This window comes from Chitinophaga sp. (assembly GCF_017745275.1).
In the GTDB taxonomy this organism is placed as follows: Bacteria; Bacteroidota; Bacteroidia; order Chitinophagales; family Chitinophagaceae; genus Chitinophaga.
In genome coordinates this window covers 89,718-108,351 of the sequence record NZ_JAGHZS010000010.1, presented here as the reverse complement: position 1 = coordinate 108,351, position 18,634 = coordinate 89,718, and the positions used below count along the sequence as shown (strand labels likewise).

Genomic DNA, 18,634 nt, shown 5'->3' with positions numbered 1-18,634 from the left:
TAATTATAGTGGTTCCTTTACCACGGATTGAAACAACTCGTAATACTGTTTTGCTACCACCGGCATACTAAATCGCTGTTCTACGTATTCCCGCGCTGCTTTACCAAATTGCCGGCAGCGCGCCGGATCCTGCAACAACGACAAGGTATGCGTGGCAAATGCCTCCTGGTTACCCGGCGCAATCACATAGCCGGTTTCCCCATGCTTCACTATTTCCCGGCAGCCCCCTACGTCAAAGGTAATACAGGCCGTTTCACAGCTGCTGGCTTCTATCAGCACATTTGGTAAATTATCTGCTTTAGTGGGATAAAAGAAAATATCACTGGCACTATAGCATTGAATCATTTTCTGGGTATCCTTCACGTAGCCGGTGTACACACATTCCAGGTGTTTAAATGTGCCAGGTATGCGATCCCTGCCAATCATCAGCAGGTATACTTTATGCGTTAACTGTTGATCCAGCCGTTGTAAAATATGGAGCAACTCTGCTCCTCCTTTGAACTCGCTGTTAAACAACCGCTCGGATACAAAGGTGATCACAGGTGCATCAGCAGGTAATCCCAATGCCTGCCGTGACGCTGCTCTATCCTGTGGCTGGAAATAATCAGTATCAATTGGATTGGGGATATGATACAACGGTTCCTCCCGGGTGAGTGGACTCTCCATCGTCATATCGTACAGCCATTCGGAAGGAGAAACGATATGCAGGTCGCTGGCGGCATACAGGCGTTGCTTTCTGCGCATCAGGTAATTGCCGGTAGGCAAGCCCATGGCAGGCGAATGCTTGTGCTCTGATTTGCCGGCCCGGCCTGATTTCCAGGCAGTATCCCCAAAGGTATGCGCGGCATTGCCGGTAAGGGCCCACATGTCGTGCAACGTCCATACTACCGGTGCTACAACAGATAACCGCGGTAATAACGTAGCATCGAAGTAGCCGCCATGTATATTGTGCAAGCTGATGATATCCGGCTGAAAAGCGCGCGCAGCACGCATAATAGCGGGCGAAGAAAAAGGAAAATATAAGTATTGTAATCCCAGCTTATTGGTAACTACGTTCAGTCCCCTTTCTATTACGTTGCGTACCATACCGGGGCGGGTAACCGTAACACCGGCAGATGCCCGGTGCGTACCTACCACAAAATGATTTTCGGTATGATAATACTGTGAAAGCCCCGCTGCTATCCGTTGTGCGGCAATCGCGGCACCTCCGCTGTTCTCATATTTATTGATAAAAAGTATTCTCACCCGCTAGTATTTAAAGAACTGTTGCATATGCCTGCGAAACACATCGATGGGCCAGTCGCGTACCAGGATACGGGGCAATGCGTATGGATTACTCCAGCTATGCACCTGTCCGTAGTAATTGGCCGTTACCAGTTGTAAACCCAGTTCCTTACAGGCTTTTATACTATCTGCGTTGTAATATCTTTTGGAACCTAAAAATTTACGGCCGCCAAAAGGATAAGAGAAATGTACCTGGGGGGCGCCCAATGTACCTTCCAATATTTCTTTCGACTTGCCTATTTCCGCCAGTTGCTCTTCATAACTTAACATCCCTACTGCCGGATGCCGGTGGGTATGGCAACCAATGGTAGCATAGGCGGCATTGTTCATGCCTTTCAGCTCGTCCCAGGTCATGAGGCGGTGAGAAGGCCTTCCGGTAGCGTCTTTGCCGGACCATTCGTATAACTGTGCCATTGCAGCATCAATCATATCCGGCTTGCAAAAACGTAATACCTGCTGCAGGGCATAATAGGTTTCCCGTATAGCCATGAGCGTATTGGTAGGATATTGCCACATCCGTCCGTTGATATTGATCTTTAAAACCGGTGGCAGGTTGCTGTCGGTGAGCAGGATACGTTCCAGGTCATCCCACCACAATTCATACGGGGTATTCAGTTTGGAAGTAGTGATATAAAACAGGGCGGGTACCTCGCGTTGCGTCAGTATCGGCAATGCTTCATGGTAGTTGTCGGCGTATCCATCGTCAAATGTAATGAACACGGACCTTTCCGGGAATGCCTTTTTATTTTTCACATGATATAAAAACCGATCGGCGTCCAACACGGTGTAATCGGAGGCCAGGTGGGTGAGCTGTGCATTGAAGTTGACGGGCGTAACAGACAGCTCCTGTGGGTCCTGTTGTAAGGTAGTGACCCGGTGATACAATAATATCACCGCCGGCCGCTGCACTTTGTTCGCTACATAGTGCATCACTGAAAATACTTTTTGACTCACGTTTCCCATCAGATAGTACTTTATAATCGTATCAGGCTTTCTTTGCCCTTACTGCAATAATAATCGGGTATACCGGATCCTGGTAATTCAGCTCTTCCGGTAATAATTCTTCGGCGGAAATGCCTTGCAGAATAGCCGTACAGGTGAGTACATTTCCATATGAAATGACCTCGATATTATCTTTCCCAAAAACTTCACCAAATACTTTTTCTGCCGATTGTACGGTAAAACGCCAATAATCACCCCAGCGCTGCTGATCGTATGCAGATATCTGCGTAGCTCCCGCTAAAGTGGCCAGCAGTACGCCTCCTGGTTTCAACAGGTGATGAGCGCCGGCAATGGCTGTTTTGAAATCATAAATGAAGTTAAAGGTCTGCGTACAAATGAAGCAATCAATTTTATCCGCAGGTAACGAAGCCATATTTGTCAGATCACCTACAATAGTAACATTGGCCCCGTCCTGCACATGCAATACTTCAAAACTGCTTACCTGTGAACCATATTGTTTGGAATAACTGCTTTCTGCAATTTCCAGTACATGACCGTGGATATCGGCCCGATGTGCATCGAGAAAGGCCGCAATATAATGCCGGTCTACCGGAGTGCCCCTGCTCCACCCAAAAGCAGGCGACACAGGTTGCAGCTTTCTTAAATTATCCCAGGATACCGGTGAAATGACCTCCCGCTTCATTTTTCTGATAACATTCCGAATGATTTTAAGCATGGCCGGTTATTTTTTTCCAGTATTTTTTAAGCCTGTTTTTAATTTTTGCCTGGACGGTCATCCCTGCTTTAGCCCGCAGGAATTTCGCAAACAACTTTTCCATTGGCAGGTTATTCCTTACCGGGATATCATCAACCGGAACGGGCGACTGATACACTTCCGTATGTAGCCAGTCTTCCTCTTTATAGTGATGTGTGGCAGAGGCAACATTACCATCATGTCTTACCAATGATTTCACCGGGTACAGGGTCAGCATATCATGCAGATAGGCTGTACCTCTCCAGCGAATGGCCCAGGAACTGACTTTACCATTTTTATGCTGACGTAACATCCTGTAAAAAGGATAAGCTCCCCAGAAGTCGAATGGCCGTTTTAGTCCTTTGGCTTTTATCTGCATCATCACCTTATCAGTATCCGGCTCAAACTTGCTCCAGGCACGGCTCCACGTACCCCATCCGAGACTGCCCGGATCATGTACCAGGAAAGTGCTGTCGGTAAAGCTGGCTGGTATCTCAAAAGGATACAGATAACCATGTACTGCCATCAGCTTTTCTTCATCTGCGTATTTGGTCAGTGCATCGTTCATATATTTCAGGAAGAAGGGCGACAGCGTGAGGTCATCTTCCAAAACAATTATTTTACCATGCTTGCTGATCACTTCTGTTACTCCATCAATCACGGAAGTAGCCAGTCCTTTATTTTTCTCCGCTTCAAAAACCACTACCTTCCCACACCATGGCTGGCTGTGCACTATTTCCCGTACCTGTTTAATCAGCTGCAACTGTTCCGGTGAAGCGCCCGCTTTAGCGCCATCACAGTACACATACAGGGTGCTTTCTTTCGCTTCCTCGTTTTTACGCAGGCACTGCAAAGTATTGAGCGTCAAATCCGGCCGGTTATAAACAAATAGTACGATGGGAGCGAATTCCATAAATGTAATAAGTCCCCGCAAAGCGGGGTGGTTAAGTTAAAACGGTAAAAATCGGATAAAATTAACAATAAAACAAATGTGTAGAACGGGTTCAGAGTCTTCCTCCACCGGCAAAATAACGCTTCCAGTAAGGCTCATTCAGATCACTGATGATCACACCTGCGCTGGTAGATGCGTGTACAAATTTATCGTTCTCGAGATAGATCCCTACATGGGAAATTCGCTTCTTATGAATCCGGAAAAATACCAGGTCGCCTTCACGTAAATCACGTACACTGAGTCTCTTTATCTGCGTATACAAATCCGCAGAATTACCGGAAAGGCCAGACTGGAACACCGCATTCATCAGGGTGTTCACGAATCCGGAACAATCAATACCAGCGCGGGTTTTCCCACCCAACCGGTAAGGAGTTCCCCACCATTCTTCAATAAAGCTATATAGCTTCTGGTTTAACACGTCTTCCACGGGAACATCCAGTAACTGCGCATATTTAAACTGCCAGCTCTGTGCATTCTCAAGATTAGCGCTGCCCCTCGTAATATTTTTACTGATACTGATATCCTTATTGTTAAAGCTGTTACTATTGCGGGGATGCCGGTTTGTGGCGATGCCATCTATAAATTCAACCGGTCTGTTGTTGCCGCTGGTAGCTGGTGTGGTAGTGGTTTTCTTACTGGTCGTACTTTTCTTTAGTGAAGCGCAGGAACTAAGTGACAATGCACAAATCGATAACTTCACAAATAAATGTCCCTTTACTCTGATCATAATCGGCAGGCTAAATTTTCGCTAAAATAATGTAAGATATTTACTTTCAGCCCTTTCTAATGGCTTTTTATTTCTAACGTTCTGCTTTCTGCATTTTTCCCGTACTTTTGTCGCTTGACGAAATAGATTAGCTGATGAATTTCTCCCATTTACACGTTCATACCCAATTCTCCTTACTGGATGGTGCCGCCGATATCAAATCACTGTATAAAAAAGCCATGGCTTCCAATCAGCCTGCCCTGGCCATTACAGACCATGGTAACATGTTTGGCGCTTTTCAGTTTGTGGCAGAGGCATATAATAATAAACTCAACCCGGGCGATCCGAAAGATAAAAGATTAAAAGTTAAACCAATTGTAGGCTGTGAATTTTATGTGGTAGAAAACCGTCATAAACGCGCCTTTACAAGAGAAGAAAAAGATGTACGTTATCACCAGGTATTACTGGCAAAAGATGATGAAGGTTATCGCAACCTGATCAAACTTTGTTCGCTGGGATATATGGAAGGGCTATATGGTAAATATCCCCGTATCGATAAAGAGCTGGTACTGCAATACCACAAAGGACTCATCGCTACTACCTGCTGCCTAGGTGCTTCTGTTCCCAGGATTATTCTTCGCCATGGCGAAGAAGCCGGTGAAAAAGAGTTCCGCTGGTGGCTGGATATTTTTGGAGATGATTTTTATGTAGAGCTGCAACGCCACGGTATTCCGGAACAGGACCAGGTAAACGCCGTACTGTTGCGCTTTGCAGAGAAATACAATGTAAAAGTAATCGCTTCCAACGATTCCCACTATGTAGATCAGGCCGATGCCAATGCACACGACATCCTGCTCTGCATCAACACCGGCGAAAAGAAAAGCACCCCTACCAACAAAGATTTTTCTGACGACGACAGCGCTGGCCCTAAAAAAGGCCGCTTCGCGTTTTATAACGACCAGTTTTATTTTAAGACGACGGAAGAAATGAGCAAATTGTTTCATGATCTTCCGCAGGCCATTGACAATACCAACGAAATTGTAGATAAAGTACAGCTGCTGGATTTAAAAAGAGATATCCTGCTGCCCAACTTCCCTATTCCAAAAGAATTTATTACCCAGGACCAGTACCTGCGGCACATCACCTATGAAGGCGCCCGCAGCCGTTACCTGGAAATGACCGCCGATATTGAAGAACGTATCAACTTTGAATTAGGCGTAATCGAAAACATGGGTTTTGCCGGTTACTTTCTCATCGTGGCCGACTTCATCAAAGCAGGTCGTGAACTGGGCGTATTCATTGGTCCGGGCCGTGGTTCCGCAGCCGGTTCTGCAGTGGCCTACTGTATTGGTATCACCAATATAGACCCCATTAAATACAACCTGCTGTTTGAGCGTTTCCTCAACCCGGAACGTAAGAGCATGCCCGATATTGATACGGACTTCGATGATGAGGGCCGCCAGAAAGTAATCGACTACGTAGTACAGAAATATGGCCGTAACCAGGTGGCGCAAATCATCACCTACGGTACCATGGCCGCTAAAATGAGTATCAAAGACGTTGCCCGCGTAATGGACCTGCCACTGGTAGAATCCAACGGGCTGGCCAAATTGGTACCAGACAAGCCCGGCATCCAACTGGACCGTATCTTCAATGCCCCGCTGGAAGGAGAAAAGAGCCTCGCTGATAAAGAAGGTCTCGCCGGGGAAGATATTGAAAACGTGAAAAAGCTACGGGAACTGATCACCGGCAACGACCTGCAGGGAGAAGTACTCCGCGAAGCCTGCGTATTGGAAGGTTCCGTACGTAATACCGGTATCCACGCGGCTGGTATCATCATCGCCCCGCAGGACCTCTACGACCTCATTCCCGTTTCTACTGCCAAAGACTCTGACCTCCTCGTTACCCAATTCGAAGGAAGCATCATCGAGTCAGCCGGCGTTATCAAGATGGACTTTTTGGGTTTGAAAACCCTTACCATCATCAAAGGTGCGCTGGAACTCATCCGTCAAAACCATGGCATCACCATTGAAATAGACAATATTCCACTGGATGACGCCAAAACATACGACCTCTATCAAAAAGGAGAAACCAACGCAACGTTCCAGTTCGAGTCGCCCGGGATGCAGAAATACCTGCGCGAGCTGAAACCGGATAGATTCGACGATCTCATTGCGATGAACGCCTTGTACCGTCCGGGACCACTGGAGTACATCCCTTCCTTTATCCGTCGTAAGCACGGACTGGAGCCGGTACAATACGATATCGCCGAAATGGAGGAATACCTGAACGATACCTACGGTATCACGGTATACCAGGAGCAGGTGATGTTGCTGAGTCAGAAACTGGCGAACTTCTCCAAAGGTGATGCGGACGTACTCCGTAAAGCCATGGGTAAAAAGCAGATCGCGGTTCTGAATAAGATGAAGGCGCAATTCATGGAAGGCTGCGCCAAAAATGGCCATGATCCTAAAATATGCGACAAAGTATGGACCGACTGGGAAGCGTTCGCATCTTATGCGTTCAATAAGTCCCACTCTACCTGTTATGCCTTTGTGGCTTACCAGACAGCCTACCTGAAAGCCCACTACCCTTCTGAGTATATGGCTTCGGTACTGAACTGCGCCAGCAACATTGAAAAGATCACCTTCTTCATGGAAGAGTCCAAACGTATGGGCATCGACGTATTGCCGCCGGATGTGAATGAATCTTTCAAAGGTTTTGCGGTGAATAAACAGGGCCAGGTACGCTTCGGACTGGGAGGATTGAAAGGCGTAGGTGAAGCAGCCATTGAAAACCTGCTGGAAGAGCGTAAAAAAGACGGTCCTTTCAAGAATATATTTGACTTCATTAAACGCGTGAATCAGCGTGCTGTCAACAAGAAATCATTGGAAGCCCTGGTGATGTCCGGTGCTTTCGACAGCTTCCCTGAATTACACCGTGCACAATACTTCCACAAGCCGGAAGGCGAGCAGCTCAACGGCCTGGATAAAATCGTAAAGTTTGGTCAGCAGGTAAGCGCGGGCTCCTCCAATATCGGTAGCCTCTTCGGCGCAGATGACCTCCCGGATGTAGAGCCCCCAAAAATTCCAAACTGTGATCCGTGGCCGCTGATCATGAAACTGAACAACGAGAAAGATATTACCGGTATCTACATCTCCGGGCATCCGCTGGATGATTATCGCTTTGAAATGAAGCATTATCATATGAATTCGGTGCAGGAGCTGGTAGAATACCAGACTGAGATTGCACAACCCGGCGGCACCGGCGGACGTGCAAGAGAGCGTAACTTCCGGTTGGCCGTATATATTACCAGCGCACAGGAAAGAATTTCCCGCAACAACCGGCAGTTTGGGGTTATGACGATTGAAGATTATACCGGTAAATTTGAATTTGCTTTGTGGAGTGAAGATTTCATCCGCTTTGCGCCATACCTGAAACCGGGATTATGCCTCTTTATCAATGGGGGCTTCAAATCCAAACGTTTCAACGATAACGAATATGAGTTTAAGGTAAATGGTATACAATTGCTGCAGGAAGTGAAGAAAACACATACCAAACAGATTTTTCTGAATACCATGCCGAAGTTCATCAAGCGGGAAACCGTAGACTTCCTGGTAGACAATGTAAACCGCTTTCCGGGCAATAGTACCCTGCATGTACACCTGACAGACCGCGATAATCAAACCCAGGCCAAATTGCATACTTTTAACAGGAATATTGAGATGAATGACGAGCTGGCGGTTTTTCTGCATAAGCAACCCGACATCGATGTGTATATAGAGCTAATCAATAAATAAGTATTGGTAATGCACAAGTATAAACGAAAATGGCAGGAGGCGCTCCTGCCATTTTCGTTTATAGTCCAGGGAGCTAAGCCCCCATCCAATAAAGTAAAATATACACTTTATGCCCTTTGGCGCTGAATCCATTTTACGTTAAACCGGGAAATAAGAACTTTCCCTGTTTTCTTTTAATAATTGGCCAAAATATTTTCTTCACATAAAAAACCTATTTTATCTTTAATTAAGAGGAATACACAATTAGTATCTCTGTTTTACGTTTGCTGGCAACGTTGATAGAGAGTAACAAACCGAATACTTGAACTACTCCTCCATACCTTTTGATAGTTGGAACATTCTTATCGCATATTTTAACCACCTCTTGTGAGAGCATCCTAATGGCGGGTTGTATCACCTCGTAACCGGCACATATGTCATATGTCCTGAAGGATATGCATCTCTCCATCTTATTCATGTAAAATCCAGTTTAGAATCAGGTTGTATTACCTATTAACCGCAGCACATTGACTCCGTAATTATGCATCAACAGATGATGCTATGCTCCTTCATTGTCCACGGCAATAAGTAATCCTTCCTTTTCCAGTACAAAACACACATCATATTTGCTTTCCAGCATGGTTGCATGACCAATAAGTTGGCGATTTACTGAATTAATAGTTATTCGATTCAATGACAGGATGCCTTCAGGCGTCCAGGTAACAGCTGTTTGCGCTTCTCAATCATTTTATCAATTACCTATCAAAACAACAGTCATGAAGTGTAGAATTTTTACGGTGATCTTGTTCTTATTAAGCAACGCCACAGCGTTTGCGCAGTTAAAAGTAGGTTCTAATCCCAGCCAGATCAACAAATCCTCCATACTGGAACTGGAAAGCACCCGCCAGGGGCTTTTACTGCCGAGGATACCAGGCGCCAACCTTACTGCTGCCCCCCTCAATACCGCTCCGGACGGGATGATCATTTATGTGACGGATTCCTCCAGCCTCTTCATCAGGAAGAATGGCTTGTGGCAGAAAATGTCTGTAGACAGTGTGGCAAATAATGGTAACTGGAATACCATTGGTAATGCCGGTTTGGACTCCACTAAGAATTTCCTGGGAACCACTGACCAGCAGGCGTTGGTATTCAAAACAGGTAATGCAGAAAGAATGCGTTTATCCGCCAATGGAAATATTAAAGTAGCAGCGGGTACTATCCCTGATGGTACTAACCAGGTACAGGTAGTGGTGATAGATCCTGCCACAGGTACTCTCCTGCAACGTACCATGGCCGCTTCTGCCTTCAATAACGCCATTGTATCATTAAATGGGTTAAGGGATTCTGTACAAACATTTGCGATTGACAGCACCGCCGCAAAAGACTTCTCCATTACTTCCACCAATGGTGTACATACGCTCAACATCCCTACGCAAAGTGGTACTGGTGTTACTTCCCGCGGTTTACTGTCTTACAACGACTGGCTACGTTTTGACTCATCCGCCAGGTTCCAGATACTGCATACTTTATTTGCTACTGCACCAGACCCCAATGGTATTAGTGTGAATAATGGAACACTGACACTGCACGCAGCCGATGCCACTAATCCCGGTGGCGTTTCAGCAGGCGACCAGACCTTTGGTGGTAATAAAACATTCCAGAACAATGTACATGTTGTGCAAAATGCCACTATTGATGGCAACGTAATACTGACCAATATTAATAGTGCCGCCCCCACTGACAGCAACAATGTGCTGATCAGGCGAACAGATGGCACAGTTGTAAAGAAGTTGCTGAATGACAACGCCTTTAAAACACTGGTCATCGGCAAGAGTGCTGGTACGGTAAATGATATAAATATCGATAGCAGCTCTGCTACACAAACAGTGATCAACGTTCCTGATGCCTCCACTACAGTAAGAGGCGTGATCAATCTCCTTAGCGGTCAAACTTTTGCCGGCTACAAAAGTTTCCGCGATTCACTGGCAGTAGGCGTTGCCGAAGGTACCAAGGCTAATTCCAGCTTCCAGGTAGTAGGTTCCGTAGCTACCAATCTTACCAAAGTTACCAGTAGCTATACTGCCACCGCCGCCGACAATACCATCCTCGCAGATGCCACCAGCGGCGCACTTACCATCACGTTGCCCAGTCCTGGTACTATTGCAGGCCGTATCTATACCATCAAGAAAATTGGTAGCGGCGGCATTGATAAAGAAGTAACCATAGCCACCAGTGGCGGTACTATAGACGGATCCAGTAATTATATTATTTACAACGACTGGACCTTTGTAACTATACAAACAGATGGAACCGACTGGTATGTGATTAAGAAGTAGCGGTTTTCCCCCACTTCTCTCATCATTCAACTAGTTGCTATGAAAAGCATATTGCATTTCCCCCCGCTGGCGGTGTCAATACTGTTATTTCCTTTGTTTTCAGTTGGGCAGCAACTGAAACTGGGTAGTACCCCCAGCATCATTAACAAAGCTTCCGTATTGGAACTGGAAAGTAAAAATCAGGGATTACTACTTACCAGGATAACCGATACCACTGTAGCGCCATTGACTACTGCGCAAGACGGTACCGTTCTCTTTTACAAAGGGGACAACAGCTTGAGAGTGCGTAGTGCAGGCTCCTGGAAGAAAACATTGTTCGCGGTAGATACAATCGATATAGCCAACTTTAGCGTGAAAGTGAGGAGCCTGTTCTCCGGAACGGCTCCTATCACTTACAGCAACGGCGTAATTGGCATCAGCCAGGCTTCTGCTACTACCAATGGATACCTGAGCAGCACTGATTGGAATACTTTCAACAATAAACTTTCCACCATTGATACTACCAATATTGCAAATTTTAGCGTGAAAGTGAGGAGTCTGTTCTCCGGAACGGCTCCTATCACTTACAGCAACGGCGTAATTGGCATCAGCCAGGCTTCGGCTACTACCAATGGATATCTGAGCAGCACCGATTGGAATACTTTCAACAATAAACTTTCCACCATTGATACTACCAATATTGCAAATTTCTACTTAAAAGTGCGCTCATTGTTCAGCGCAGGTAGCGGGATTACTTATGACAAGGTTAACGGTACCATTTCATTTTCAGGCTCCGCAGGCGGTTGGCTGCTTGGGGGCAACGGAGTTGCCGCAGTACAAAACCTGGGTACCACCACCAATTTCGATCTGCCTTTTATTACCAACAACACCGAAAGAATGCGCATTAACGCCACTGGTAGTGTAGGTATTGGCAGTAGTGCCTTTAACGCTACCAATCCGGAACGCCTGCTGGTAGATGGAGGCACCTCTACTTCCACCAATCTTATACGTGGACAGGGAACCGTGAACGGCAGTCTCCAGATGGGCATCACCAATCTGCATGGTGGCCCGAACGCCAGCGTGGATGTAGTAGCCAGTGCCAACAACGGAAGTGGCTCCAACTTCATTGACATGGGTATCACTTCCGCAGGCAATGGCAATGGAACAGTGATCGGCGGCGGTAATACCGCCTACCTGTATGCTACCGGTAACAACTTCGTGATATGTAATAGCACCGCCAATAAAAATATGATGTTCATCACCGGCGGTACTTCCAGCGCCAACGAAGCCATGAGGATAGATGGAACCGGCAACGTGGGCATTGCCAATACCGCTCCATCCGCCAAATTAGATGTAGGAGGCAACTTTAAACTGGGCGCTGCCGGCACTGTAGTGAGCAGCATGATTAAATCCAGCTTTTCACTGTCAGATGGTACCACCAATATCACCACCACCAGCAGTCTCACCAAAACAGCCACTGTTACAGGTGCCAATGTGAATGCGTCCGTAATCGTGAATCCCCGTACCGCGCTGCCACAGGGATTGGCCATTGCTTATTCCTTCATCAGTGCAGTCAACACTATCACTATCAACTTTATCAATACCGGTGCAGGTGCTGGCGGCAACCAGAAACTCGGCACCGTTACTTTTGACATCACCGTTATCAATCCCTGATGCGCTGGTTTACACTCCATATGATCACCTGCCTCTTAACCGGAACACAACTATGCCTGGCACAAACTGGCGTGTATGTTCCCCCCGGAGGAAATATCAGTGTGCACCAGCGTGATACCGTTGCTATTTTCAGCGATGTAAAAAATGAGGGACGGTTTGGTTCGCTAAAAGGAAGTGTGATTAATTTCTACGGCAATAAATGGGAAAACAGCAATGATGCGGCCCTGCCCGATGAAAATGATTATAACAACAATCACCAACCCAATATGGGCGGCATTTTTCGCTTCCTGCAGGTAAAAGGTATTAACACAGGTGTCCAGCATATATACGGAGGCTATAGCGCCAGTGGGAGCACTGGCGCCAGCTTCCCTAACCTGAGCATTGGCAACAGCAATAACATTCATCTCGACGATTTAAGTGATCTGAAGATCCGCTATAACCTGAATTTTGAAACCGGTCATCTGCTGCTAAATGGCTGGAACCTGGTAGTAGGCAACGGCGATCCGGGCACTATCACCGGCTACTCCAACAAAGCCTTTGTGGTAACCGGTAGTCAGCCGGCAGGCGGTTTCCTTTTCAGAGAACAAATCACTACTGCCAGCGGAATGGTGGTATACCCTGTTGGCAGCACCACCGACAGCTACTCTCCTATGGCCGTGAACAACAATAGCAGTAACCCGAAAACTATCCAGGCCAGAGTATTTGATAACGTTTACCAATATGGCCTTTCCGGAGATATGAACACCTCAGGTTATACACTGAAAACCTGGCATGTAAAACAGGACTCCGGCGCATTGAACAATGTGACCGTATTACTCCAGCACCCTGAAGAAAGTGAAACACCCGCGTTTTCCATTAATCGCGACAGCAGCTATGTTACCCGCCTTGCAGGCGGTGTGGCATGGGATACCGTGCCACCTTCAGGAGTGGTTACACCGGGCACACTTAGCACCGGTGCAGCTTTACGCCGCAACTATATTAATAGCAGAACATTCGGGAACGACGGGGAAGTCAACACCTTCTTATCATTAGCCTCTTTCAATAAAGTTACCTCCGATGTGGCACTTTTCTTTGAAGCTTATCGCGAAACCATCCGCTGGGTGGGCACCCATTGGCGTACCACCAAAGAACTCAACCTCGATCATTATGAATTACAGCGCCACCGCGAAAATGAAGACAGCTTTTACACGGTGGCCAGAATTGCGCCGCATAGCCTGAACGGCACCAGCATTGGCGCACTCGACTACAACTACCGTGATGATGACGAGTATGATAACTGGACTTACTACCGTTTAAAAATATTTGGCCGGGATGGCAAAATCGTCTACAGCGCTGTTAAAAAAGTACCGTGGCTGATTGAAATCACCATCAGCCCCAATCCCAACAATGGTAACTTTACTGTAAACCTGGTGGGTATACACCATAAACTGCGCATGGTTACCCACGATGTGTTAGGTCGGGAACGGGATAACCGGCTGCTCAGCGGTAACCATACCTTCGTTTCCAAATCAGATCTGCCGGCCGGGTTGTACATCCTGACATTCTATGATACAGAAGATTCCGACCGGTTAATGATGACGACTAAAATGGTGGTAGTACATTAATGAGGCCAGGCTGGGCATTTCATTTTAATATTAAGATACACGCTGTCATGACATCTTTTCCGTCTTCTACTGCCCGGCTATTGTTTGAAAACGCGCTAATAGCCACAAATTCACTACTTTTACATTTGCTTAATCGATTTGTGTATAGAGATAATCAATAAGTACGGTGTCAAAAATGCAGTAATTTGCACGTGGATTAAGATTTGATAATAAGATAATACAGTTGCAGAAAATCAAAACAATCATTAAATAAAACATTTTAAAACATAGAATATGGCTTTAGAAATCACTGATGCGAACTTTCAAACAGAAGTTCTGAATTCCGATAAATTAACAGTTATCGACTTTTGGGCAGAATGGTGTGGTCCTTGTCGCGCTATCGGTCCGGTAATTGAAGAGTTATCTAAAGATTACGCAGGTAAAGTAAACATTGGTAAAGTGAACGTGGATCAAAATCCCGAATTATCTATCAACTACGGTATCACCAGCATTCCTGCTATCCTTTTCGTAAAAGGTGGCCAGGTAGTAGACAAACAAGTAGGTGCTGTGCCTAAAGCCGTACTGGATAAAAAGATACAGGCCAATATGTAATTTTTATAAAAACTGAGTTTAGGAGCGCGCCGGAATAATCCGGCGCGTTTTTTTTTCCTGCCAAAGATCTTTCCCAAACGGATGTTAAACAATCTTGCATCGATGTGTGTATAGAGATAATCAATAAGTAATGCGTCAAAAAATGCACTACCTTTTACACACAATACAATAGAAAACAATTATTCAATAACACTTCAAAATCAAAATACATGGCATTAGAATTCACTGATGCGAACTTTCAAACAGAAGTTCTTGACTCCGACAAATTAACTGTTATTGACTTTTGGGCAGAATGGTGTGGCCCTTGTCGCGCGATTAGCCCAATCATTGAAGAGTTATCCAAAGATTACGAGGGGAAAGTAAACATTGGCAAAGTGAATGTGGATCACAATCCCCAGGTATCTATCGACTACGGTATCACCAGCATTCCCGCTATCCTTTTCATAAAAGGCGGTAAAGTAGTAGACAAACAGGTAGGTGCTGTGCCTAAAGCCGTACTGGATAAAAAGATACAGGCCAATATATAATTTTTATAAAAAACTGAGTTTAGAAGCGCGCCGGACTATTCCGGGGCGCTTTTTTTTCCCGCAAAGAAACAAAGGAGCCAGGAAGTAAAGGACAGTTTTTTTTGCTCCTTTACTTCCTGGCTCCTTTGTTTCTTTGCAAGCAATTTCGTGTATCTTCATTGCAAATTCTACTTTATTGCGCTATCAGTTTATTATCCTTCTTACCTTTTTATATTGCGCGGGTGCTACCGCACAGCGTAAGTGCGGTACCGCAGAGGCTTTGCAACAACGGGTGCAGAAAATCCCCCGTTTACAGGAACTCCTGCAAAAAAATGAAGCCCTGATGCTGCAGGGTCAGCAACGTCAACGGATGCACGCCCGACCGGAAGGAGCCCGTGCTTCCGTATCTATTCCCGTTGTGGTACATGTGTTATTGGATAATCCCGATGTGGTAACAGATGCACAGATCCAGTCGCAGATCGATGTGCTTAATCGCGACTACAACGCTGCCAATCCGGATATTTCACAGGTGCCGCCGGTGTGGCAGCCTATTACCGGTAATACGCAAATTCATTTCTGCCTGGCGCAACGTACACCAGGTGATGAGCCTACCAATGGGATTGTGCGGGTGAAAACAGCGCCGGGCCAAAGCTTTTCTATTCTCAATGGCGCCGCAGATGCCAAATACGCCGCCACCGGCGGTACGGAGAGCTGGGATCATTCCAAATACCTGAACATATGGGTAACCCGCCTGTCCGGTAATTACCTGGGCGTAGCTGCACCTCCTGGTACTGGTTACCCGGTTGAACAGGAAGGCGTAGTGATACAATACACTGCGTTTGGTACCACCGGCAGCGTAGGCCAGGTATATAACCTGGGCCGTACTGCTACCCACGAAATAGGTCATTATTTTGGTTTAAAACATATTTGGGGAGATGATAATGGCGCCTGTACCATTGATGATGGGATCACCGACACACCCCTGCAGGGCGATAATACCTACGGCTGTCCTTCTTTCCCTAAAACAGACAACTGTTCCTCCTCCTTTCCCGGTATTATGTTCATGAACTACATGGACTATACAGATGATGCCTGCATGCACCTTTTTACAGCCGGTCAGGTAGACAGGATGCGTTTTGTACTGGAAAATATCGTAGAAAGCCTGATGAGCTCCAATGGCTGTACTCCGCCGCTGCTGGTGAACAATGACGCTTCGCTGGTTAGCATTACGGCCCCTGATGGCAAAATATGCGATAACCATATTACACCTGTAGTAGTGCTGCGGAATCGTGGTATCAATCCCCTTACAGCGGTGACCATCTGGTATCAGCTGAATAGCGGCGCGCTTACCTCTTACCAGTGGACAGGCAACCTGCCCAGCTTACAGCAAACAATGGTAACGCTGCCGGGGACAGATGTAGCCATTAACAGCTATAACCTGAAAGCCTATACGCAACTGCCCAACGGGCAACCCGATGGCAACCTGCTGAATGACACAGCAAATATCCGTTTCCGTTATGATGCAGAAGCCAGGCTTCCCCTCTCGCAAGGGTTTGAAGATGATAGCTTCCCGCCACCCGGCTGGGATCTCTATAATCCTGACCGCAGCTTTACCTGGGAACGTTCCCGCGATGTGGGCAGAAACAGTCATGCGTCTGCACTGATCCGCAACCTGGGCTACAATACCAATGACCAGGCAGATGACCTCATTACCCCCGTCATAGATCCTCAGGGCGCTGACTCTGTATTCCTGTTTTTCGACGTGGCAGCAGCAGTATATTCCGATCCGGCTACCACCGGTATTTCCTGGGATACCTTACAGATCATTACCACCAATGATTGCCGTCAAACCGGAACGTTGCTCTATTCCAAATGGGGGCCTAACCTCATTACCAGGGCCAAACCGATACAAACAGAGTTTGTACCCGCGGCCAATGAATGGCGCCGGGATTCTGTGGATCTGACTGCTATAGCACATAAAGGAAAATTTCAAATAGCATTCAGAAACATTTCAAATTCAGAGAATAACATTTATATTGATAATATAAATATTGTCACGAAAGAAGTGAACCCTTCCCTACGGGAAAAAGGTATATTGGTGAATCCTAACCCCACCACCGGCATTTTCTGGGTTACCTTTTACCAGGTACCGGAAGACCTGCAGCAGGTATCTATTTACAATGCGCAGGGACAGCTAATGGGCAGCCAACCGGCATCAGCCATCAGTGCCGGCAACCGGCTTACCTTTAATTTGGTAAATGAGCCAAATGGTGTTTATTTTGTAAAATTAATTTACAGGAACAGGGCCAACACCATCAAATTAATGAAAGTAAGATGACGACGAGAAAAGATAATCCGGCTGTTCAAACGCTCCTTCAGCAACCCAACCTGGACGCAGCACTGAAGCGCATTGCAGAAAAAATCCTTCAAGAGGAAAGAATCACGCCCCAGGATGGGCTGACCTTATTTGAAAAAGCAGATATCGGCCTTGTAGGCGCATTAGCCAACCATGTACGCGAACGCATGCATGGCAACAAGACCTACTTCAACCGCAACTTTCACATAGAGCCTACAAACGTCTGTGTATTTACCTGCCACTTCTGCTCCTATTCCCGCTTGTATAAAAACCGGGAAGATGGATGGGAACTGAGCATAGACCAGATGATGGACATCGTGAAAAAATACGATAACCAACCCGTTACAGAAGTACATATTGTAGGCGGCGTACATCCTAAAATGCAACTGGACTTTTTCGTGGAACTGATCAAACAAATCAAGGCCCACCGTCCGGACCTGCACATCAAAGGATTTACTGCCGTGGAACTGGATTATATGTTCCGCAAAGCCAAAGTAAGCATAGACGAAGGTATGCGTATTCTCAACGAAGCCGGCCTCCAATCCATGCCCGGCGGCGGTGCTGAAATATTTGCACCGGAAGTACGCGCTAAAATATGCCACGATAAAGTAGATGCCGACGGATGGCTCGCCATTCACAAAGCCGCTCACCTCCGTGGTATGCACACCAACGCAACGATGCTGTACGGCCATATAGAATCTTTTGCAGACCGCATTGATCACATGGAACGCTTACGCAGCCTGCAGGATGAAACCGGTGGCTTCAACACCTTCATCCCGCTGAAATTCCGTAACAAAGGCAACGACATGTCGGATATACCGGAAAGCTCCATCGTGGAAGACTTGCGCCTGTATGCTATTGCGCGCCTTTACATGGACAACTTCCCCCACCTGAAAGCCTACTGGCCTATGCTGGGAAGAAATACCGCACAGCTCACCCTTTCTTTCGGGGTAAACGACCTGGATGGCACCATCGACGACACCACCAAGATCTACTCTATGGCTGGTGCAGAAGAACAAAATCCATCTATGAACACGGCACAACTGGCACAACTGATTAAACAGGCTGGCAGAAGACCCGTAGAAAGAGATACCATATACAACGAAATAAAGGATTATACAGACGTCGTTTTTTCTGATGAAGAATTACTGACCAAATAGTACTGCTATCT

At 46.5% G+C, this 18,634-nt stretch carries 13 protein-coding genes; 8 read left to right on the top strand and 5 right to left on the bottom strand.

Going from position 1 to position 18,634, the window contains the following annotated elements:
- Positions 1-3: 3 nt before the first annotated feature.
- The 5 genes from J7623_RS27175 to J7623_RS27155 form a co-directional block, all read right to left on the bottom strand.
- On the bottom strand, positions 4-1,245 hold the full coding sequence (locus J7623_RS27175; RefSeq protein WP_291926954.1) for a glycosyltransferase: 1,242 nt from the start codon (positions 1,243-1,245) through the stop codon (positions 4-6).
- A gap of 3 nt (positions 1,246-1,248) precedes the next feature.
- On the bottom strand, positions 1,249-2,247 hold the full coding sequence (locus tag J7623_RS27170) for a polysaccharide deacetylase family protein (protein ID WP_291926951.1): 999 nt from the start codon (positions 2,245-2,247) through the stop codon (positions 1,249-1,251).
- Positions 2,248-2,269: 22 nt separating this feature from the next.
- Positions 2,270-2,962, bottom strand: a complete 693-nt coding sequence (locus J7623_RS27165; protein WP_291926948.1) for a methyltransferase domain-containing protein — start codon at positions 2,960-2,962, stop codon at positions 2,270-2,272.
- Complete coding sequence (locus tag J7623_RS27160) at positions 2,955-3,893, bottom strand: hypothetical protein (RefSeq protein WP_291926945.1); 939 nt, start codon at positions 3,891-3,893, stop codon at positions 2,955-2,957. The genes J7623_RS27165 and J7623_RS27160 overlap by 8 nt, the downstream gene beginning before the upstream one ends.
- A gap of 91 nt (positions 3,894-3,984) precedes the next feature.
- On the bottom strand, positions 3,985-4,659 hold the full coding sequence (locus tag J7623_RS27155; RefSeq protein WP_291926942.1) for a C40 family peptidase: 675 nt from the start codon (positions 4,657-4,659) through the stop codon (positions 3,985-3,987).
- Positions 4,660-4,793: 134 nt separating this feature from the next.
- On the opposite strand from J7623_RS27155, the gene dnaE reads away from it, so the two are divergent.
- The 8 genes from dnaE (at position 4,794) to mqnE (ending at position 18,623) form a co-directional block, all read left to right on the top strand.
- Entirely contained in the window at positions 4,794-8,438 is a 3,645-nt protein-coding gene (dnaE, locus tag J7623_RS27150) for a DNA polymerase III subunit alpha (RefSeq protein ID WP_291926940.1), read from the top strand.
- A 755-nt stretch (positions 8,439-9,193) separates the two neighbouring features.
- A complete protein-coding gene (locus J7623_RS27145) occupies positions 9,194-10,753 on the top strand; it encodes a hypothetical protein (protein WP_291926937.1) in 1,560 nt (519 codons plus the stop codon).
- Between the two features lie 39 nt (positions 10,754-10,792).
- Positions 10,793-12,406, top strand: coding sequence for a hypothetical protein (locus J7623_RS27140; RefSeq protein WP_291926935.1), 1,614 nt, complete (start codon positions 10,793-10,795; stop codon positions 12,404-12,406).
- Positions 12,406-14,010: a T9SS type A sorting domain-containing protein gene (locus tag J7623_RS27135; RefSeq protein WP_291926932.1), complete on the top strand. Its 1,605-nt coding sequence runs from the start codon at positions 12,406-12,408 to the stop codon at positions 14,008-14,010. Before J7623_RS27140 ends, J7623_RS27135 begins: the two co-directional genes overlap by 1 nt.
- Before the next feature lie 273 nt (positions 14,011-14,283).
- Positions 14,284-14,601: a thioredoxin gene (gene trxA, locus J7623_RS27130; protein WP_291926929.1), complete on the top strand. Its 318-nt coding sequence runs from the start codon at positions 14,284-14,286 to the stop codon at positions 14,599-14,601.
- Positions 14,602-14,810: 209 nt separating this feature from the next.
- Positions 14,811-15,128, top strand: a complete 318-nt coding sequence (gene trxA, locus J7623_RS27125; RefSeq protein WP_366839896.1) for a thioredoxin — start codon at positions 14,811-14,813, stop codon at positions 15,126-15,128.
- Between the two features lie 175 nt (positions 15,129-15,303).
- On the top strand, positions 15,304-17,445 hold the full coding sequence (locus J7623_RS27120; RefSeq protein ID WP_291926926.1) for a M43 family zinc metalloprotease: 2,142 nt from the start codon (positions 15,304-15,306) through the stop codon (positions 17,443-17,445).
- The gene (gene mqnE, locus J7623_RS27115) at positions 17,442-18,623 is read left to right on the top strand and encodes an aminofutalosine synthase MqnE (RefSeq protein ID WP_291926923.1); all 1,182 of its coding nucleotides are present in this window, start codon (positions 17,442-17,444) and stop codon (positions 18,621-18,623) included. The genes J7623_RS27120 and mqnE overlap by 4 nt, the downstream gene beginning before the upstream one ends.
- The last annotated feature ends 11 nt before the right edge of the window (positions 18,624-18,634 follow it).